The 19,983-nt window shown below is 62.2% G+C and carries 19 protein-coding genes; 11 read left to right on the top strand and 8 right to left on the bottom strand.

Going from position 1 to position 19,983, the window contains the following annotated elements; all coding sequences use genetic code 11:
* Nucleotides 1-4 precede the first annotated feature (4 nt).
* The 7 genes from hydA to ACIQUB_RS21530 all read right to left on the bottom strand — a co-directional run bounded on the left by hydA (nucleotide 5) and on the right by ACIQUB_RS21530 (nucleotide 8,351).
* Nucleotides 5-1,411, bottom strand: a complete 1,407-nt coding sequence (hydA, locus tag ACIQUB_RS21560) for a dihydropyrimidinase (RefSeq protein ID WP_402931960.1) — start codon at nucleotides 1,409-1,411, stop codon at nucleotides 5-7.
* A gap of 9 nt (nucleotides 1,412-1,420) precedes the next feature.
* Nucleotides 1,421-2,149: an amino acid ABC transporter ATP-binding protein gene (locus ACIQUB_RS21555; protein WP_402931958.1), complete on the bottom strand. Its 729-nt coding sequence runs from the start codon at nucleotides 2,147-2,149 to the stop codon at nucleotides 1,421-1,423.
* Nucleotides 2,146-5,073: an FAD-dependent oxidoreductase gene (locus tag ACIQUB_RS21550; RefSeq protein ID WP_402931956.1), complete on the bottom strand. Its 2,928-nt coding sequence runs from the start codon at nucleotides 5,071-5,073 to the stop codon at nucleotides 2,146-2,148. Before ACIQUB_RS21550 ends, ACIQUB_RS21555 begins: the two co-directional genes overlap by 4 nt.
* A gap of 9 nt (nucleotides 5,074-5,082) precedes the next feature.
* The gene (dapA, locus tag ACIQUB_RS21545; protein WP_402931954.1) at nucleotides 5,083-5,973 is read right to left on the bottom strand and encodes a 4-hydroxy-tetrahydrodipicolinate synthase; all 891 of its coding nucleotides are present in this window, start codon (nucleotides 5,971-5,973) and stop codon (nucleotides 5,083-5,085) included.
* A gap of 15 nt (nucleotides 5,974-5,988) precedes the next feature.
* Nucleotides 5,989-6,681, bottom strand: coding sequence for an amino acid ABC transporter permease (locus ACIQUB_RS21540; protein ID WP_018897918.1), 693 nt, complete (start codon nucleotides 6,679-6,681; stop codon nucleotides 5,989-5,991).
* Nucleotides 6,682-6,754: 73 nt separating this feature from the next.
* A complete protein-coding gene (locus tag ACIQUB_RS21535) occupies nucleotides 6,755-7,591 on the bottom strand; it encodes an ABC transporter substrate-binding protein (protein WP_402931952.1) in 837 nt (278 codons plus the stop codon).
* A 109-nt stretch (nucleotides 7,592-7,700) separates the two neighbouring features.
* Entirely contained in the window at nucleotides 7,701-8,351 is a 651-nt protein-coding gene (locus tag ACIQUB_RS21530) for a GntR family transcriptional regulator (protein WP_402931950.1), read from the bottom strand.
* A 104-nt stretch (nucleotides 8,352-8,455) separates the two neighbouring features.
* On the opposite strand from ACIQUB_RS21530, the gene ACIQUB_RS21525 reads away from it, so the two are divergent.
* The 3 genes from ACIQUB_RS21525 to ACIQUB_RS21515 all read left to right on the top strand — a co-directional run bounded on the left by ACIQUB_RS21525 (nucleotide 8,456) and on the right by ACIQUB_RS21515 (nucleotide 11,947).
* Nucleotides 8,456-9,136 carry a GntR family transcriptional regulator gene (locus ACIQUB_RS21525; RefSeq protein WP_402931949.1) on the top strand — a complete coding sequence of 227 codons (681 nt, stop codon included), beginning with the start codon at nucleotides 8,456-8,458 and terminating at the stop codon, nucleotides 9,134-9,136.
* 301 nt (nucleotides 9,137-9,437) lie between these two features.
* Nucleotides 9,438-10,451 (top strand): ABC transporter substrate-binding protein, encoded by a 1,014-nt coding sequence (locus tag ACIQUB_RS21520; RefSeq protein ID WP_402931947.1) that lies wholly within the window; start codon nucleotides 9,438-9,440, stop codon nucleotides 10,449-10,451.
* Between the two features lie 59 nt (nucleotides 10,452-10,510).
* Entirely contained in the window at nucleotides 10,511-11,947 is a 1,437-nt protein-coding gene (locus ACIQUB_RS21515) for an amidohydrolase family protein (RefSeq protein ID WP_402931945.1), read from the top strand.
* A gap of 25 nt (nucleotides 11,948-11,972) precedes the next feature.
* Here ACIQUB_RS21515 and ACIQUB_RS21510 read toward each other — a convergent pair whose 3' ends face one another.
* A complete protein-coding gene (locus tag ACIQUB_RS21510) occupies nucleotides 11,973-12,863 on the bottom strand; it encodes a LysR substrate-binding domain-containing protein (protein WP_112823193.1) in 891 nt (296 codons plus the stop codon).
* A 148-nt stretch (nucleotides 12,864-13,011) separates the two neighbouring features.
* On the opposite strand from ACIQUB_RS21510, the gene ACIQUB_RS21505 reads away from it, so the two are divergent.
* From ACIQUB_RS21505 to ACIQUB_RS21470, 8 genes are all read left to right on the top strand, one after another.
* On the top strand, nucleotides 13,012-14,058 hold the full coding sequence (locus ACIQUB_RS21505) for an ABC transporter substrate-binding protein (protein ID WP_402931942.1): 1,047 nt from the start codon (nucleotides 13,012-13,014) through the stop codon (nucleotides 14,056-14,058).
* A gap of 68 nt (nucleotides 14,059-14,126) precedes the next feature.
* A complete protein-coding gene (locus tag ACIQUB_RS21500; protein ID WP_402931940.1) occupies nucleotides 14,127-14,918 on the top strand; it encodes an SDR family NAD(P)-dependent oxidoreductase in 792 nt (263 codons plus the stop codon).
* 11 nt (nucleotides 14,919-14,929) lie between these two features.
* Nucleotides 14,930-16,363, top strand: coding sequence for an allantoinase AllB (gene allB / locus ACIQUB_RS21495; protein WP_402931938.1), 1,434 nt, complete (start codon nucleotides 14,930-14,932; stop codon nucleotides 16,361-16,363).
* Between the two features lie 5 nt (nucleotides 16,364-16,368).
* The gene (locus ACIQUB_RS21490) at nucleotides 16,369-17,208 is read left to right on the top strand and encodes an ABC transporter ATP-binding protein (RefSeq protein ID WP_402931936.1); all 840 of its coding nucleotides are present in this window, start codon (nucleotides 16,369-16,371) and stop codon (nucleotides 17,206-17,208) included.
* Nucleotides 17,205-17,981, top strand: coding sequence for an ABC transporter permease (locus ACIQUB_RS21485; RefSeq protein WP_402931934.1), 777 nt, complete (start codon nucleotides 17,205-17,207; stop codon nucleotides 17,979-17,981). Before ACIQUB_RS21490 ends, ACIQUB_RS21485 begins: the two co-directional genes overlap by 4 nt.
* Nucleotides 17,982-18,024: 43 nt before the next feature.
* A complete protein-coding gene (locus ACIQUB_RS21480; RefSeq protein ID WP_402931932.1) occupies nucleotides 18,025-18,438 on the top strand; it encodes a DUF3830 family protein in 414 nt (137 codons plus the stop codon).
* A gap of 6 nt (nucleotides 18,439-18,444) precedes the next feature.
* Complete coding sequence (locus tag ACIQUB_RS21475; RefSeq protein ID WP_402931930.1) at nucleotides 18,445-19,401, top strand: acetamidase/formamidase family protein; 957 nt, start codon at nucleotides 18,445-18,447, stop codon at nucleotides 19,399-19,401.
* 120 nt (nucleotides 19,402-19,521) lie between these two features.
* Nucleotides 19,522-19,956, top strand: coding sequence for a heme-binding protein (locus ACIQUB_RS21470; RefSeq protein WP_402931928.1), 435 nt, complete (start codon nucleotides 19,522-19,524; stop codon nucleotides 19,954-19,956).
* Nucleotides 19,957-19,983: the final 27 nt, after the last annotated feature.

The following is a 19,983-nucleotide window of genomic DNA, read 5'->3' as shown; positions in this document are numbered from 1 at the left end:
TGTATTAGAGGCCGACCGGCCGCGCTGCGGCGGGTCGATATGTTCCCTGGCCCTTTTCGCCGACCAGCACGCCGTCCTCGACCATGACCGTACCGGCCACGATGGTGGTGACGGGCCAGCCGGTGATTTCCATTCCCTCGTAGGGCGAATAGTCGGCGCCGTCGTGCAGATCGGCATGGCGGATGGTGCGCTTCAGCGCCGGGTCCCAGATCGCGATATCGGCATCGGCGCCGATGGCGATCGTGCCCTTCTGCGGATAGAGACCGTAGGTCTTGGCGTGATTGGTCGCGGTGATGGCAGCGAAGCGCGGCAGGTCGATGCGCCCAGCCATGACGCCCTGCGAGAAGAGGATCGGCAGCCGGGTTTCGACGCCGGGAATACCGTTGGGGATGTGCCGGAAATTCGTCTTGCCCTTCGGGTTGAGCTTGCCCTGCTCGTCCTCGTAGCGGAATGGGCAATGGTCGGAGGAGAAGAGTTCGAACACGCCGGTCTCGATGCCGCGCCAGCATTCGGCCTGCGCCGCCTCGTCGCGCGGCGGGGGCGAGCAGACGAACTTGGCGCCTTCCCAATCCATCCCATCCAGATCCTTGGCGGTCAGCACGAGATATTGCGGGCAGGTCTCGCCCACCACCTTGATGCCCCGCGATCTCGCCCGCATGATTTCCTCCATCGCCTCGCCGTTGGAGACATGGACGATGACGATGGACACATCGGCGATCTCGGCCAGCGACAGCGCGCGGTGCGTGGCCTCGCGCTCGACGGCAACGGGCCGTGTCGAGGCATGGGCACGCGGCGCGACATCGCCGTTGCGCTCGTGCTTGTCGATCAGGAAGCGGATCGCGTCCTCGTTTTCGCAATGGACCATCACGGTCGCGCCGGTGCTGCGCGCCACATCCAGCGTCTTCAGGATCTCGCCATCGCTCAGGCGCAGATCCTCATAGGTCATGAAGACCTTCAGCGAGGCGTAGCCATCGGCCACCAGGGCCGGCAGTTCTTGCCCGAGTACGGCGTCCGTCGGATCGGAAATGATCAGGTGGAAGCTGACATCCGTGTAGCACTCGCCCTCGGCGAGCTTGTGGTAATCGTTCAGCGACGAACGCAACGGCACGCCCTTTTCCTGCAGGCAGAACGGCATGACGGTCGTGTTGCCGCCGAACACAGCCGACAGCGTACCGCTCGCGAAATCATCCGCCATGACGATGCCGTCGCCGGATGGCTGGGAGATATGGACGTGGCTGTCGATACCACCAGGCAGGACATACTTGCCGGCAGCATCGATCACGCGCTTTGCCCCGGTCAGCTGTTCGCCGATCTGGACGATCCTGCCGTCCTTGATCGCGATCGACGCCTTGAAGACGTCGGACGCAGTCGCGATGGTGCCGTTTTCGATGATGATATCGTATTCGCTCATAGCCAGGCCTCAGTGCTGCAGGATCTTGCCGAGGAAGGCCTCGGTGCGCGGATTGTGTTTTCCGGCGAAGAAGTCGTCGCTCGGCCGGTCCTCGACGATTTCGCCCTGATCGATAAAGATCACGCGGGTGGCCACGCGGCGCGCAAAGCCCATTTCATGGGTGACGACCATCATCGTCATGCCGTCCTTGGCGAGACCGGTCATCACATCCAGCACCTCAGAGATCATCTCCGGATCCAGCGCCGAAGTCGGTTCGTCGAAGAGCATGGCCAGCGGATCCATCGCCAACGCGCGGGCGATCGCCACGCGCTGCTGCTGCCCGCCGGAAAGCTGGCTCGGAAATTTGGCCGAATGATCGGCGAGGCCGACGCGATCCAGAAGCTGCATTGCCTTGCCGCGCGCGACGCTATCTGAGCGCCCAAGCACGATCCGCTGCGAAAGCATGATGTTGTCGATGATCGTCAGATGCGGGAACAGCTCGAAGTTCTGGAACACCATGCCGACGCGCGTGCGCAGGTTCGGCAGATCGGTCTTGGGGTCCCCGACCTCAATGCCGTGCACGCGGATAGACCCTTGCTGAAAGGGTTCCAGGCCGTTCACGCACTTGATCAGCGTGGATTTTCCGGACCCGGAAGGGCCACAGACGACCACGACCTCGCCGCGATCGACTTTCACGTTGCAGTTCTTCAGAACCTCGAACGTGCCATAGAATTTGCTGACGCCAGTGATCTCGATCATGCGCGGCCTTTCTCAAAGCGGGATATGGAAAATGGATTGAGCGCCCTGCCCGTTTCGCGGCCGAGGACAAGCTGCGCCGTAAGCTGTCCGACGAGCGGACCAAGGGTGTAGCCGTTGGATGTCACGGCATTGAAGAAGCCCGATTGCCGAGGATCCTCGCCAAGAATCGGGGCGCCGTCGATATTGATGTTCATCGCGGCCCAGCTTCTGATGACGTGCAGTTTGCGCAGCGCCGGCACGACATGCTGCGCCACCCAGAGATTGCCCTCGATGCTCGAAAGCAGCGGACGCGGATGCTGGTGGACCGGGTCGAGCCCGGCGGTCCAGCCGCCGCCGATAATGAAATTGCCGTTGGCCGCCTGCTTCAGCGTCAGATGACGGTCGGCATGGGCGACGAGACAGGAAATCGTCGGCGCGGCCGCTTCCGTCACGACCATCTGCAACGGCGCGCCGAAGACGGGGACATCAAGACCGAGCAGGCCACCGATCCGCGACGAGAAGGCGCCGGCAGCGTTGACGACGCGCCGGGCATGGACGGTGCCGCGCGAAGTGACGACTTCGAAGCCCTCGGCGACTGCCGTGATGGCCATGACCTCGCATTGACCGAAAATCCTGGCGCCGGCAGCCTTCGCGGCATCTAGGATGCCCTGCGTCGCCACCAGCGGATTGATCTTGCCTTCCTGCGAACAGAAGGCAGCGCCCACGAATTGCGTCGAGAGCGCGGGTTCCATCTGCCGCAACTCGTCACGCCCGATCAGACGACAGTCGATGCCAGCCTGCTGCTCGACGCTAACCTTTTCCTGGAGGAAGCGCATATGGGCGTCGCTTTCCGCGACCATCAGACCGCCGGTGACCTTCATCTCGAAATCGCGGCCGAGTTCGCGCTGCAGCTCGCCCCACAGCGTGATCGAGTCTCGCTGGAGCGGCAAAGTCTGCGCGGCAGCACCTCCTCCGCCTTCGGCCCGCGCGCCGTGGTCAAAGGAGAGAAGCTGCGCGTGCAAGCTTCCGGCATTGCCGCCGGATGCGAGCGAATTCGGGAAACTGCGTTCCAGCACTGCCACGTCTTCGCCCGCCCGGGCGAGAAACAACGCCGTGGAAAGCCCTGCGATACCGGCGCCGATGACCAACGTCGAAACCCGCTTCAGGGGAAGCGGCTCGCTGTTTTCCAGCGGTGGCCTTTCGGGAAGAAGCGCCCGCTTGTGGCCGCCCCATTCCGGCTTTTCGACCGCAAGAGCCGCGAGGGGAACCGGTCGCAGCGGCATTTGCGGCGCAAGAAAACCCCGCGTCTCGCTCTTGGCGCGTCGCGCCCCGGCGATTGCCGCAACCGCGTCGCCGCAGTAGCGCCCCTGGCAACGACCCATGCCGGCACGGGAAAGGCGCTTCAGTGTCGCGATATCGTCGGCGCTGTCGGTTGCGAGCGCTTTCAAGGTTTTGGCCGTCACGCCTTCGCAACGGCAGATGATGGCGTTGTCGTCCTGGCCCGCAATGGCGTTCGCCGAGGGCCGGGCGGCGAAGACCGCCCAGAGAGCCTTCTGGAACGCCCGGTGCCGCTCGAGCCGGCGTTCCGTCTTGTCGTCGCGTGGCACGGAGAGCCCGAGCTTGCGCGCCACCGCCAAACCGGCCAGCCGGCCGGCTGCCATGGCGATATGCGCACCGCCAAAGCTGGCTGCCTCGCCGACCACATGAACATGCGGCAAGGTGGTCTCGCCATCCGCCTTGCAGATCGCCGACAGCTTGCCGTCGACGATGTCGTGGCCGCAGCCGAGCAGGCGCGAGAGTTCGTTGGAGGGCACAAAGTCGCCGCCGATGAGGACGGTATCGGCCTGCAGCGTGAGGGCGCCGCTCGGCCCCTTGATCGCCACCGTCTCGACGCCGGCCTGCCCGTCGATCGAGGTGATCGCGCTCTCCCAATGGATCGGCACACCGGCCGCGCGCAGCGCGATGACCTGGCGCATGCCGTTGACCGCGAGCATCTTGTCGGCCGCGAGAAGCTGCAGAGCCGCTGCCGGCTGCTTCCAGGGCGCCTGCGCCTTCTCCACCAGCGCAACGACGTGGCCGCCAGCCTTGATCGTTTCGATCGCCACCTGGATGTTCAAGGGGCCGTTGCCGGCAATGACGATCCGCTTGCCGGCGACGGTGCCATAGCTACGGAGCAGGGTCTGCGCCGCGCCCGCCGTCATGACACCTGGCCTCGTCCAGCCTGCGACCGCCGGCGGTCGCTCATGCGCGCCGGTCGCGATCACGATCATTTTCGGCATGTAGTAGGAGGCGCCCGCAGGACCGTAGCAGGAGACGACAATCGTGCCGTCAGCGCGACTTTCGGCTCCCCAAACAGTGGTGCCGGCGACGATCGTCACGCCGGCTCTGCGAACCCGATCGACGAGCTCGGCTCCGGAGCGTGCCTGTTCGTCGGCGCCGAGGCGCTGCGCCGCCAGCGCGGTCAGCGGTTGCTTGAAATACTGGCCGCCGGCGGCGGAGCGTTCATCGACGACGGTCACCCGCGCGCCGGCAAGTGCCGCGGCCTCGGCGGCGGATAGGCCAGCCGGGCCAGCGCCGATGACCAAGAGATCGGTCTGAATAGTTTCGATGGTCTCCGGAACGGCGGCGAGGTCGGAAATGGCGTCATCGACGATGACGGGGCGCGAGCCGGGCCGTTCGATCGTCATCCCGGGCCGGACCGCCGTCATGCAGGCACGCTGGCTGAGGCGGCCATCGACGGTGACGAGGCAATCCTGGCATACGCCCATGCCGCAGAAGATGCCACGCGGCTCTTCCTTCAAGCCGCGCGAGAAATCATGCCGGCCACCTGCCTCGATCGCCGCCGCGATCGTCATGCCGCGCTCCGCCGTGACGGCGACGCCGTCTACGACGATGTCGACACGCTGATCGGGCTGAGATTGGATCGGGGCGGAGACGGGCGGCATCGACATGTCCTAGAGGCTGAAGGTCAGACCGAAGTCCGAGACCAGTTTCTTCATCGCCGCATCCTGCTGCTCGGGAAGCGGCAGACGTGGAGGACGCGGCGCGCCGGCGGCAAAGCCCATATGCGTCAGCAGGGACTTCGAACCGGCGACATAGGCCTGTCCGCCGACAGCCTGGATGACTGGAAGCCACTTGAGATACAAGGCGCGGGCCTCATCGAATTTCTTCTCGTCGGCGACGAGTTCGAAAATGCGCGCCATCGGACCCGGCGCGACGTTCGAGGCCACCGCGACCCAGCCCTGCGCGCCCATCACGAAGGATTCGAAACCGAGAATGCCGCCGAACACGGTCATGTCGTCGCCCGCCAGCCGGATGATGTCGCGCACGCGGGTCACCTCTAGGGTCGATTCCTTGATGTAATCGCAGCCCTTGATCTCGGCGATGCGCTTCACGAGCTCGGGCTTGAGATCGACATTGGCGGTCGCGGGGTTGTTGTAGACCATGATCGGGATCGAGATCGCGGCGGCAACGGTCTTGTAGTGGTGGACGAGTTCGTCGTCGGTCGGCGTCGAGTAGAAGGGCGGGATGATCATCACGCCGTCTGCGCCCATCTGCTCGGCCTTGAGGCTGAGGCGCACGCATTCACGCGTATCCTCGGCACCGGTGCCGATGAGAACAGGCACGCGGCCGGCGACGGTTTCGATGACGGTGCGGGCGACACCGTCGCGCTCTTCCTCGCTGAGCGACAGGAACTCGCCGGTCGATCCCAGCGGAATGAGGCCATGGATACCCTGGCGCACCTGCCATTCGGTAAAGGAGGCCATCGCCTTGAGATCAACGGCGCCGTTGGAAGCCAATGGCGTAATCATCACGGTGTAAACGCCGCGAAACTTCTTGGTCATGTCAATATCCTGGTTCTAGCGCTTTTCGCTGACGGACAGCCTGGAATCGGACTGGCCGAAGCGCTTCTCGATATGCCTCTGGAAAACATCCCAGAGCGTGGTCAAAAGGAGGTAATAGATCGCCGCCACAGCGAAGAGCTCAAGCACCATGAAGCGCTCCTGGATCAGCACCTGAGTGCGCCGCAGCAGTTCTTCCATCGAGATCACCGATGTGACCGATGTCGTCTTCAGAAGCCCGTTCACGGAATTGCCGAGCGGCGGGATAATGACCTTGAACGCCTGCGGCATGACGACGTAGCGCATGATCTGGCGCTCGGTCATGCCGAGCGCACGGGCAGCCCGCGTCTGGCCGATCGGGACGGCCTCGATGCCGGCGCGAATGATTTCGGCGAGATAGGCCGCCTCGTTGAGCGCCAGCCCCACGAGCGCCGCCTCGATCACCGAGAGGCGGATGCCGAACAGCGGCAGCGCCGTGTAGAGCGCGATCAGCTGCACAAGAAGCGGTGTGCCTCTGAACAGCCAGATGTAGACCTTGGCAAGCGTCTGAACCGAACGCAGTCTCGAGCGGCGCATCATCGCCAGCGCGAAGCCCAATATAAGACCCGCGATCAGCGAGACGACGGTCAGCCAGATGGTCGTGACCACGCCACCGAGGATGAAGGGGTTGAAGAGGTATCCGAAGAAACCCGACCAGTTCCAGAGCGACATCAATCCATTTCCTGCTCAAGGCGAGCGCGGGAGCCCCGCGCCTCGCCAGTCAATCGATTGTCCGGCTGCCAGATCAGCGGCCGGGACCCTTTACGGAATAGTCACCGGCGACCATCGGCATGCCGTACTTGTCGAACAGTGCCTTCAGGGAGCCGTCGGTCTTCATTTCCTTCAGCGTCGCCGAAACGGCATCCGCCACCACGGTGCTCTTGAAAGCGACTGAAACCGGGGCCGGATAGAGACCGCTCAGGGCGCGCTTGAAGTCGCCGCGGCTGTCATATTCCTTGGCGACCGCGTCGATCGACACGACAGCCTGGACCTGACCGGCGCGAAGCGATTGGTAGGCCAGTGCGAAATTGTCGAAGGTCTGGATCGTCAGGCCTTCCTTGCCGGCGTCGCGCAGTTCCTTGTCGAGCAGGCGCGTCTTCGTTTCCTCGAAGCCACCGATCTCGACGCCGATAGTCATGCCGGCGAGGTCATCCTTGGTGGCTACCTTCTTGTCAGAGTTCGGAGCGATGGAAACGCTGATCGCCTGGTCCTCATAGGGGATCATCTGCATGATCTTGGCGCGCTCCTCGGTGAAGAAGATGCCGGTGTTGATCATATCCCAGCGGCCGGCCTGCAGGCCAGGAACCATCGCCGAAAATTCGATGCGGACATATTCCGGCTGGAGGCAAAGGCGCTTGGCGATTTCGGCGCCGAGCTCGACGCGCATGCCCTTCAGTTCACCGCTGGAATCGACGAACTGCAGCGGCGGCAATGTCGGATTGGTCGACATGACGAGTGTGCCGGGCTTGATCAGCTCGCCGGCGGGAACCTTGGGCTCGCAGGTCTGCGCGAAGACGGCGGATGCCGTCAGCGACAGGGAGAAGGCGGCGAGAGCACCGCGAAAAATGAAAGAACGGGTCATGGATGGCCTCTGGAGTTGGTCTTTGAATTATGCTACCCAGTTTGCATTCATCTGGGATCCCACTTTTATACATGGTTCTTCGAGACACGCAACAGGCATGAAGATGACATTAGTAATTTGTGAGAACGCCCTGACGCACCGCATCCAGATGCTCGGCCATCGCCTTGCGCGCGGCCTCGGCATCACGGGCGGCCAGGGCGGCAAGAATCGCTCGGTGCTCCGAAATGCCGGGCTTGGCGCGCACGACAGCCATCTGGCGCTCGAAGATCGTCGTGTAGCGCCGCATGTCGCCGATGGTCGCTTTCATGAAGGCATTACGGCTATTGTCGGCAATGCAGCCATGCAGGGCATCATCGAACTGCCACACGATCTCGGGGTCGGGGCCGGGATCCGCATCGATCGCATCGAGCATCGCCGTGAGACGCTCAAGATCGGCGTCGGCGACGTGAGGCGCCGCCAAGGCGGCCGCGGTCGGCTCGATCAGCATGCGCATCGTCAGGCCATCAAGGTAGTCCTTCAGCGAAATCACGCGAACGCAGAGAACGCCCTTCTCGTTGCGCACGAGCAGCCCCTCGCCCTCCAACCGGCTCAAGGCATGGCGCATCGGCGAGCGCGACACGGCGTGCTGGCTGGCGAGACGGCGCTGCTGGACGATAGAGCCGCCGGCGAGCCGGGCCGACAGGATATCAGCCAGGAGCAGGCGATACGTGTCATCGGCAAGGCTGGTCTCGTCGTTGGTTTCGCTCAGTCCATCGTCCATCGGGTCTCTTTCGGGTTCTCGTCGGTATCGACTATCATATGCGGCAGCTTAGCGCGTAAAGGAATAAGCGAGGGGCTACATTGCCGGTAGAGGAAGAAGGCAAAGTGACGGATACATCGGTTGCTTCAAACGTGAAGATCGCCACCCGCGGTCAGCACAATCTCGCGTCGCTGACCTATAAAGCGGTCTCGGACATGATTCGCCACCGCAGGCTGAAGGGCGGCCATGTGATCGTCGAAGCAAAGCTCGCCGAGACCCTTGGAATATCGAGAACGCCGCTGCGCGAGGCGCTGCAACGGCTCGAGGGCGAAGGGCTCGTCCGCAAGGGCGACGGCCGCAACTATGTCGTGCGCCGCGTGGACATCGGAGAATATCTGCAGAGCCTGCGGCTGCGACTGCTGATCGAGCCGGAAGCCGCCGCCCTTGCCATCCGCAACATTCCGCGCCGCCGGCTGATCGAGGTACGGCGCGAAATCCACGACCTTCTCGATGCGACGGCCTATCATACGGACGCGCACTGGTTTTCCGACGACAATCTGCACAACATGATCATCGACTACTGCGGCAATGCAGTGATGGCCGAGGTGCTGCGTGAACTGCGCGCCACCACCCGCCTCTTCGAGATCGACAGGCTGAAAGACCGGTTGAAGCCGGACTCGACCGAGCACCTTGTCATCATCGAGGCCATCGAACGCGGCGATCTCGACGCCACCCGTGCCGCGGTCGCCACGCATATCGAGAGCCTGATCTCGTTTACGCGTGATTATCTGGGCGCCGGCGAGTAGCTGCGGAGCCCCTGGGCTACGTCATCCATCGCGCCGCCAGTGAAGCCATTTTGTCATCGCTCGCGCGCGAAAAGAGCAGTAGCCGGCATCGGCGACCGGTTCTAACGTGACGATGTCTTTCGACATCCAGGCGCACAATCCAGCCTCGCTTCAACGGCAGACACTCTGACAACCTGACGGTCCGCGAACCACAGATGCCATTGGCGCCTGCGGAGGCAACGCTTGTTGCCCGGATTGTACGCGCCACCGCTCGCATTGCCGCGTCATGTCGCATGACACGGCCTTCAGAATGGGAACACAAATGAAAAAAATCATCCGGTCACTGATAATACCCGCGCTGATGTTCGCATCGCATGTCCATGCGGCCGATCTTCCGATCAAATTGACGCTCGACTGGAAAATCCAGGGTATCCACGCCTGGTTCTATCTTGCCAAGGAAAAAGGCTACTTCACCGACGAGGGACTGGATGTCCAGATCGATCAAGGAGAAGGCTCGGCGGTCACGGTCACACGCATCATGTCCGGCGCCTATGACGCAGGCTTCGGCGACATGAACGCCATCATCCAGAATGCGTTGACGAAGCCCGACCTATCGCCTGTCATGGTCTATCAAATCTACAATCAGCCGCCGTTTTCAGTTCTGGTCAAGAAGGATGGCCCGGTCACCGACCTGAAAAAGCTGGCCGGTCTCAAGATTGGAAGCCCAGCCGGCTCGGCCGCGGGCCGCCTCTTCCCCGCGTTGACCTCGAATGTCGGCATCGATCCAAGCAGCGTGGAAATGGTCAACGTCGCACCGAATATCCAGGAGCAGATGCTGATCCGTGGAAACGTCGATGCAAGCCTGGTCTTCAACGTCACCAGCTACCTGAACCTGATCGGTCTTGGTCTGGATCCCGACAAGGATTTCACCTGGTACAATTATGGTGATCACGGCGTGGACATCTATTCCAACGGCCTGATGGTCTCCCGCAAATTGATCAACGAACATCCGGAAGCCGTTCGGGGACTGGTGAAGGCCGTGAACAGGGCCATGATCGAGATCATGCATGATCCCGCGCTCGGCGCCGCGACAGTCAAGGCCGTCGAGCCGCTGATAAACGAACAGCTGGAAAAGCGCCGGATCGAGTTCGCCATCAAGAACCTGATCGTATCGGAAGAAACCGGCAAGGTTGGCGTCGGTGATGTCGATGTCTCGCGCCTGGCGAGATCAATCTCCAGCATCAAGGCTGCCTACGAGCTCAAGGGCGACGTGACGCCAGACAAGGTATTCACAGCCGAATATCTGCCGCCTCTTGCTGAGAGAACCATCAACTGATCTCAAATAGGCGAGCTCCGGATTTCATCGGAGTTCGCCCATCATTAACGAGAACGCTTATGAGTGACCGTCAAATCATTGTGGCCAAGGCCCTCATCGGAGAGAGCTATGAGCCGGTTGGACCAGTCGAAATCCGGGTGGAATCGGGGCGTATCACCGCCATCCGATCGGCAACCGACGACGCAGCGACGCCGCGGATCCTGGGCATGCCCGCATTGGTCGATGGGCACAATCACGCAAGACCACTGTCGCCAACGTCGTTCGGCGCCGGGATGAAGCCGCTGGAGACCTGGCTGCCTTCGCTTGCCGTCATGCCGGCCGTTGATCCCTACCTTGCTGCCGCCGCCTCATTCGGGCGGTCCGCGCGCGGCGGCTGCGTTGCCGTCATGGTGCACCTGATCCGCCCCATGGGCCGCGAGCCGTTGACGAAAGAAGCGCACGACTATGCCCGCGCTGCGTCGGATGTCGGCGTGTCGATCGGTTTTGCGATCGCCATGCGGGACCGGAACCCGATCGTCTACGGCGACCATACCGACATCGCCGCAAAGCTCGGCGATCGATACAAGATCGACGATATCTGGCGGGCGGAGACGATGTCGCCCCAGGAACAGATCAAGCGCGTTTCCGACGTTGCCTCGGAACTGGAAAATGAGCTGCATGTGGATGTCCAGTTCGGGCCGACCGGCGTGCAATGGTGCTCCGACGGTCTTTTGGAGGCGATCGCCCGCGCATCGGCGGAGACCGGTCGCCGCATCCACATCCATCTCTTGGAAACGCGTGAACAGCGCAGGTGGGCCGATCGCACCTATCCTGGTGGCATCATCGAACGTCTGCGTGAAATCGGCCTGCTGTCCCCTCGCCTGACGGTCGCACATTGCGTTTGGGCAAGGCCGGAAGAACTGTCTGTCCTGGCCAGCCACGGCGTGAAGATCGCAGTCAATCCCTCTTCGAATTTACACCTGAAATCCGGCATCGCGCGCGCGGGACGGATGAAGGCGTCGGGGCTTCGCTATGGCATCGGCCTTGATGGATGCGCGTTCGACGAGGACGATGACGCCCTGCGGGAACTGCGCCTGTTTCGCATGCTCAACGCTGGCGTGGCCTTCGACGAGCAGATCACGCCCGCTGATGCGCTGACGGCAGCCTGTGCAACCGGGCGCGAGATGGTCGGTCTTCCTGCCGGCGGACTCATAGACGTCGGCATGCCCGCCGACCTCTTGCTGCTCGATCTCGACCGACTGGACCGAGACCGCGTGATGGAGGTCGATCCCCGCCACTATCTCTTCGCGCGAGCAACACAAAGGGATGTCATCGAGGTCATCCGTGGCGGGAAAACGATCGTGCGGGACGGCAAGATTCTTGGGATCGATCTCGAATCCGTTGAAACGGCGCTTCGCCAGCAATATCGAGCGGCGATCGGTTCGACGCAGCACATACAGGAGGCATTCGCGGCTCTCGAACCTCTGATCGGCGAGCATTATCGCGGTTGCTGCTAGGCCATAGCTGGCGGGGGCGTTCGAGCTATGTCATCGCCTTGACCAGCCTGTCCGCGAAGCTGGAAGCGGCGATCGGCAAAACGCGTCCCCTGAGTTGGCATAGCACGAGGTCGGAGCGTGGTATGTCGCGCTCGTCGATCGGCCGGCCGACAAGCCCCATGCCGAAATCCTGTCGCGGCGCGCCGGCCTCGATCTGGAATGAGATCATGTTTCCGCGAAGAACCAGCCCTCTCAGCATCTCGAACGAGTTCGATTCCGCCATGATGTCGAACCGGAAGTCGCGACGAGCGATGACCTCGTCGAGAACCTGTCTCCCGCCGAGGCTCTGATCCGGCAATGCGAGCGGCTGTCCGACACAGTCGGAGAGCCGAACCACCTGCTTGGATGCCAGCGGGTGATCTTCCCGCATGATCGCGACCAATCGCTGCGGCAGCGACGTCAATATGCGTATGCCCGGCCGCATGTAAGCTCGGTAGACCAGAGCGAGATCGACATCATATTCAACGAGCGCGTTGATCGCCGCGTTATGGTCCATCACCTTCAGATCGAAAACCAGCCGAGGGTTGTCCTTGCGGAACTCCCCGATCTGAAACGGCAGAAAGTCGAGCGCGAGCGCCTGGCTGCAGGCGATCTTCACCGGTCCGCGCCTCAGGCCCCGCAGGTCTTCGACTTGCGAACTCAGCCGCTCGGCGTCAGCGATCTGGCTTCTTGCATAGCGGACGAATAGTTCTCCCGCCGTGGTCAACTTCACGCCACGCGCACGCCGTTCGAATATCGGCGTTCCAATTTCGAGCTCCAGGTCCTGGATCTTGCGGTTCATCGCCGAGGCCGTGATGTTCATCCGCTCCGCCGCCTGGCGGATCGAGCCCGCTTTCGCGATTTCAGAGACTTGTTGCAGCAATTTCAGATGACGCATCGCTTGCTCCGAGTGAGGCCTTTTTAGCACCGTTCACGCACAAAAATTGCGGTTGAGATACACACTGGACCGTGTACTCTCGCATTGCAACATCAAAGAACAAGCCGCGACAAAGGCGGCCTCCAACGACCAGACAAGGGGAACAACAATGGCTAATCACCAGATGAAGACGCGCGCCCGTATGCTGGCGCTTGCCGCCGCGACCGCACTTTCCGCATTCGCCGGCACCGCGGCACATGCCGAAACCAGCATCAAGATGGTCCTGAACTGGAAGTATGAAGGACCTCAGGGCCTGCTTTTCCTTGCCGAGGACAAGGGTTACTTCAAGGAGGAAGGCCTCGACGTGACGTTCGACCAGGGCAACGGCTCCGGTGCAGGCGTTCCGCTGGTTGCCAACGGCGCCTATGACATGGCGTTCGGCGACATCAACGCCTTGATCGAACTGGCAGCCAAGAAGCCGGAAGACGCGCCCGTTGGTGTCTTCATGATGTACAGCCAGCCGCCCTTCACGGTCGCCGTCAAGGCGGACAGCCCGATCAAGTCGCCGGCGGATTTTCCCGGCCACACGCTGGGTGGCGCGGCCAATGATGGCGCGCTCAAGCTCTTCCCGGCGCTGTGCTCCATCACAAAGATCGACTGCACCAAGGTGAACATCACCAACATGCAGCCGAACCTTCGCGAGCAGATGCTGATGAAGGGTCAGGTCGAAGGCGTGTTCGGCTACGTCAACACGATCCGCTTCAGCTCCAAGCTCATCGGCGTCGATCCCGACAAGGAACTGCGCTTCATCCGCTACGGCGACTACGGAATGGATCTCTACTCGAACGCCATCATCGCTTCGAAGAAGCTGGTCAAAGACAATCCCGACGCGGTGAAGGGCTTCCTGCGCGCCATCAACAAGAGCATCAAGGACGCGATCAAGGATCCGGATGCAGCGATCGCCGCCGTTCAGAAGCGCGAACCGCTGATCAAGCCGGTGATCGAGCGCGAACGCTTCGACGCGACCATCGCCAACGAGATGAACCACGACGAAATCGCCAAGATCGGCTTCGGCGATGTCGACGACGCTCGTCTCGGTAAGTCGATCGACATTATCGTCAAGGCAAAGGAATTGCCGCGCACACCGGCGCTGACCGAAGTCTTCGACCGCAGCTTCCTCCCCGCCAAGGACGACCGTCTCACGGTCATGAACTGAGCCATCCAATGACGGCGGCGCCAGCGCGCCGCCCCTCCCATCACAGCTGAAATAACGGAAACAACATCATGGACCTGATGCTGAAGGATAAAGTCGTGTTCATCACGGGCCCCGCCAAGGGCATGGGCGCGGCCATCACGCTTGCCTTTGCCAATGAAGGCGCCAAGCTCGCTCTCGTCGGCCGCGATACGGCAGCGATCGAGCCCGTCGCCGAGGAAGCCCGGTCCAAAGGCTGTTCCGTTGTCGTTATCGGATGCGACCTGACGGACGCCGGACAATGTGACGACGCCGCCCGGAAGACCGTTGAATCCTTCGGCCGCATCGATGTCCTCGTCAATGTCGCCGGCGGCTCCGGCCCGATGGGCAAGACCGGGGTGGAGACCACGCCGGAAGAATTCGACGATATCGTCACGCTCAACATGAACGGCTGTTTCCACACGATCCGCGCAGTTCTGCCGTCGATGATCGAGAACAGCTACGGCAAGGTCGTCAATGTCGGGGGCACCTTCGGCATGAAGGGGCGTGCCGGCCGCCTTGCCTATTCCGCTTCCAAGTGGGGCCTGCGTGGAATCACCAAGAGCTTCGCGCTCGAGGTCGGCCAGCACAACATCAACGTCAACTGCGTCGCCCCAGGCATGGTCGATGGCCCCCGTTTCCGCGACAAGGTCTGCAAGACCATGGCGCTGAAACTCGGCATCACGGAGGAAGAGGCAGCAAATCGCCATGCGGAAGACTACGCGCTGAAGCGCATCACCGTCGACGACGATGTCGCCAATGCTTGCCTGTTCCTCGCCAGCGACGTCTCGCGCCAGATCACCGGCGTCGACCTGCCCGTCGATGGCGGCTGGGCTGCCCTTTAAGGAGATATGAGATGACCACCGAGATCATTGCGGACCTCGTCGTCCATGGCGGCACGATCGTCACCCCCGACACCCAGTATCTGGCGAGCATCGCCATCAAGGATGGCAAGATCCTCGCGATCGGCGAGAAGGATGCGATGCCCGAGGCCAAGGACAGTCTGGATGCGACCGGCCTCCATATCTTGCCTGGCGCGATCGACGTCCATGTACACTTCCGCGACCCCGGCTATCCGCAGAAGGAGGATTTTGCGAGCGGCACGGCGGCGGCGGCCTTCGGCGGTGTCACCACCGTCTTCGACATGCCGAACACGCTGCCGGCGATCTCCGATGCCGCATCGCTTGCCGAAAAGCATGCGATCGCAGGCGCCAAGGCCCATGTCGATTATGGCCTCTATGCCGTGCTCGGCGAAGACAGCCTCCCGAATATCGGCGAACTGATCGAAGGCGGCGTCATCGGCTTCAAATGCTACATGGGCAACACGTTCGGCCGCATTCCCTCGCCGACGACAGGCGCCATGCTTGAGCTCTTCGAAATCGTTGCACCGACTGGCAGGCGCATTTCGCTGCACGCCGAGACGAATTCGATCATGGAACGCCGCGAAGCTCGGTTGCGCGCCATGGGTCGCACCGATCCGCTGGCCCACCTCGCCGCCCGCCCGGCCGTGGTTGCGACGGAAGCCGTTGCCCGCGCCGCCATCCTTGCGGAATGGACGGGCGCACGCATCCACATCCTCCACATTTCATCCGCCGCAGAGCTTCGGCCGCTGGCAGAGGCCAAGGCGCGCGGTGTCGACATTACCGGCGAGACCTGCCCGCAATATCTCCTTCTGTCCGCCGATGACTACGAGGCGAAGCGTGGCGTCATCCGCGTCAACCCGCCGGTGCGCGAGACCGAAAACCAGGATCCGATCTGGCAGGCGCTTGCCGATGGCACGATCGACATGATCGCCACCGACCACGCTCCCCATTCGATCGAGGAAAAGACCCGCGACGACATCTGGACCGTCGATTGCGGCTTCCCCGGCGTCGAAACGCAGATGCCGCTGATGCTGACGGAGCTTGATCGTCGCGGAGCAAGTTTGTCCGACTATGTGCGCTGGAGCGCCGAGAAGCCCGCCAAGTGCTGGGGCCTTTACCCGACAAAGGGTGCGCTGATGGTAGGTTCGGACGCCGATCTCGCGATCGTCGACACCAACCGCGAGTGGACGATCGACGACGCGCAGATCCAGTCGACGGCGAAAATATCGCCCTGGCACGGCATGAAAGCGACAGCGCTTCCGATCCACACCATCGTGCGCGGCCGCTTCGCGATGAAGGACCGTGCGCTGCAGGACAGCGCCAAGGGTTGGGGCCGCTCTGTCCATGCGATCCAGCAAATGCCGGCACCGGACGTTCGTAACGCCGACCAGACCATGGCCGCCGTGACCGGGCCCAGGAGGGGCTGATCGCCATGAACCAACCTCTCGCAACCGGGATCGTCCCCGGTAATCCCGTGATCGATCTGGAAAGAGTGAACGTCACTTTCGGTGGCGAGAAGAACAAGACCGTAGCGCTGGCGGAGACGTCGCTCAGGATTGGAAACGGTGAGTTCGTTGCGCTTGTGGGCCCTTCCGGCTGCGGCAAGTCGACGATTCTGAAGCTCGTCGCCGGCACGCTCTCGCCGTCGCAAGGCAATATCTTCGTCACCGGTCGAGAGATCGGCGCGAACGAGGTCAGGATCGGCATGGCCTTCCAGAACCCGACCCTGCTGCCCTGGCTCAACATCCGCGACAATGTGATGATGCCGCTGAAGATCGTTCCACCGTTCAAGCATGGCTATGCTAGAAAAAAGAAGGGCGAATACCGCGATCGCGCCGAAGCGCTGCTCGCCAAGGTCGGTCTCTCGGGCTTTGGTGATAAATTCCCCTGGCAGCTCTCGGGCGGCATGCAGCAGCGTGCCTCGCTTTGCCGCGCGCTGATCCACGACCCGACGCTTCTGCTTCTGGACGAACCGTTCGGCGCGCTCGACCAGTTCACCCGCGAAGAGCTGTGGGAGATCATGCAGACGCTCTGGATCGAACGGCGCCCAACCGTCGTTCTCGTCACCCACGACCTGAAGGAAGCTGCCTATCTCGCGACCCGCATCTGCGTGATGCAGGCGCGGCCGGGCCGCATCATCGAGGACAGCACCGTTCCCTTCGCCCGTCCACGGACCATCGACGTCTCCTTCCAGCCCGAATTCGTGTCCCTGACGCAAAGGCTCCGCGAGCGCATCGTCGCCGCACGCGCCGTCAACGAGGTGCAGTCATGACAGCCGCCGCCAAACGCCAGATCCTGTCCGCCACCTGCATCGCCGGCTTCTTCGTGCTGTGGGAGGTCATATGCCTCGCTTTCAACATCTCGGATCTTGTCTTGCCGCGCCCGAGCCAGGTGCTCGTAACGCTTTGGACGCAGTTCCCCGCCATTTGGCCGCACACTATCCAAACGGTCTATACGACCCTGCTTGGTCTCGGCCTCGGCATCATCCTCGGGCTGGCGCTCGGCATGCTGATCGGCTCGTCGCGGCTTGCCTATGATGTCGCCTATCCGCTGCTGGTTGGCTTTTCGTCCATCCCGAAGGTCGCGATCGTCCCGATCCTCGTGCTCTGGTTCGGCTCCGGCACCGTTCCTGCCGTACTGACAGCCATGGTGATGTGCGTCTTCCCGATCGTCGTCAATGTCGCCGCCGGTCTGGCATCGACCGAGCCTGAACTGCAGGACGTCATGCGGACATTGAAGGCGACGAAGCTCGAGATCCTCTGGAATATCGGTCTGCCGCGCACAATGCCGTATTTCTTCGCATCGCTGAAGGTCGCGGCCACCCTCGCGTTCGTCGGCACCGTCATCTCCGAAACCGTCGCATCCAACCGGGGGATCGGCAATGTGATGATGATTGCAAGCTCCAGCTTCGACGTGCCACTGGTGTTCGCCGGTCTGTTCATTCTGGCGGCGCTCGGTGTTGCGCTCTACGTGATCTTCTCCGTGATCGAGGCGCGCGTTACCGGCTGGGCCAGACGCGGCGACAATTTTTCCGCTGGTGGCTGATACGCCTGCCAGCCCTCCGCAATTCCCATTGACAGGAACAGCAATGACCAAGCTCAAGATCACCGCCGGCCCCTTCACCTTCGACGCCCGCCTGGAGATGGAGGATGCGCCGAAGACCTGTGCCGCCTTCCTCAAGCGCCTGCCCTATGAGAGCAAGATCGTGCATGTCCGCTGGAGCGGTGAAGGTGTTTGGGTGCCGCTCGGCGACGAGGACTTCGGCGTCGGTTATGAGAACCACACCAGTCATCCGGCCCCCGGCCACATCATCCTCTATCCCGGCGGCATCAGTGAGACGGAGATTCTGCTTGCCTATGGCGGCGTGGACTTCTCCTCCAAAATGGGCCAGCTTGCCGGCAATCACTTCATCACCCTGACGTCGGGCCTCGAGAACCTGAAAACGCTCGGCAACCTGACGCTCTGGGAAGGTGCGCAATCCATCCGCTTCGAACTGGCCTGATCCAGCATGCCCCATCACGACGTCTTCCCCACACCAGACACCGTGCATTGGGGCCACCTCGATGCGCGCCGTCGGCCAGTGATCGAGATCGATCCTGGCGACACCGTGACGATCCATAGCGTCAGCGGGTCGCCTTCCGAGGCCTCGCGCAACCCCACCCATTCGATCCGGCCGGAATTGCAGGCGATCCACGAGGCGCTGGCGCCATCGCCCGGCCCCCACATATTGACCGGCCCGATCCATGTCCGCGGTGCCCTGCCTGGTGACGCCCTGCGTGTCGAGATTCTTGATGTCAGGCTTCGGGATGATTGGGGGTTCAATATTGTGAGGTCAGGAAAGGGCGCGCTGCCGCATGATTTCACGCAGGACGAAACCCTGCACTTGACCATCGATCGCGAGGCCAGCACCATCGCCACGCCTTGGGGCATGGTGATGCCGGCACGACCGTTCTTCGGGATCATGGCAACCGCGCCGAAGCCAGAAGACGGTTGCCTGACCTCGATCATTCCGGGCTATTTCGGTGGAAACATGGATAACCGGGAGCTGATTGCCGGCTCGATCCTCTATCTGCCTGTCTCCGTCGAAGGTGCTCTATTCTCGGCCGGCGACGGCCACGCGTCGCAGGGAGATGGCGAAGTCTGCCTTACCGCCGTCGAGACCGGGCTGAGTGGGACATTCAAGATCGATATCATCCGCGGCGCAAAGCTTGCGATGCCTTATGCCGAGACCGCCGATCACCTGATCGTCATGGCGTTTGACGAGGACTTGCAACAGGCAGCGCAGGCGGCACTCCGCTTCGCGATTGAGATGATCGTCGAAAGAACGCATCTGACATCGGTGCAGGCCTATAGCCTTTGCAGCATGGCGGCTGATGTTCGCATCACGCAGATCGTGAACGTGAAGAAGGGTGCCCATGTGATGATCCCTAAGGCTCTCATCGTGCAAGGTGCCAACAAGGTCTGACATATTCAGTCAAACTTTGTTAGCCGCTCATTGCTAGAGCTGATAATCAGGGCACCCTGGCTCAGGCTCCTCTGCCCGACACCTTTTTCACCTCATCGAAACAAGATCATAGGTTCCACCATGTTGACCATCAAGCGACTTAGCCTTGCCGAGGCTCGCATCCTCATCGCCGGCGCGAGCGCCAAGGCAGTAGAGATCGGTGTGCCGATGTGCATCGCCGTAGCGGACGAATCCGGCCAGCTGATTGCTTTTGAGCGGATGGATGGTGGCAAGATCACCAGCTCAATCATCGCACAGGACAAGGCCTACACAGCGGCGGGCGCAAAACGAACGACCGAGAGTTATGGCGTGTCCAGTCAGCCGGGCAGCCCCGCCTATGGCATCAACTCGGCGATCGGAGGCAGGCTTCTGGTGGTGGCGGGAGGATTGCCGGTCATCGTCGATGGCGAGGTCGTCGGCGCAATCGGCGTGAGCTCCGGCACGCCGGCGCAAGACACCGAATGTGCGCAGGCGGGCATTAACCGCCTTGAGCTTACGTTGAAATCTGACAGCTGATCCAGAACACATTGGCTGATTGTTAGA

This window comes from Rhizobium sp. NPDC090275 (assembly GCF_044772225.1).
Lineage (GTDB): Bacteria > Pseudomonadota > Alphaproteobacteria > Rhizobiales > Rhizobiaceae > Rhizobium.
This window is presented reverse-complemented; position numbering and strand designations above follow the sequence as displayed.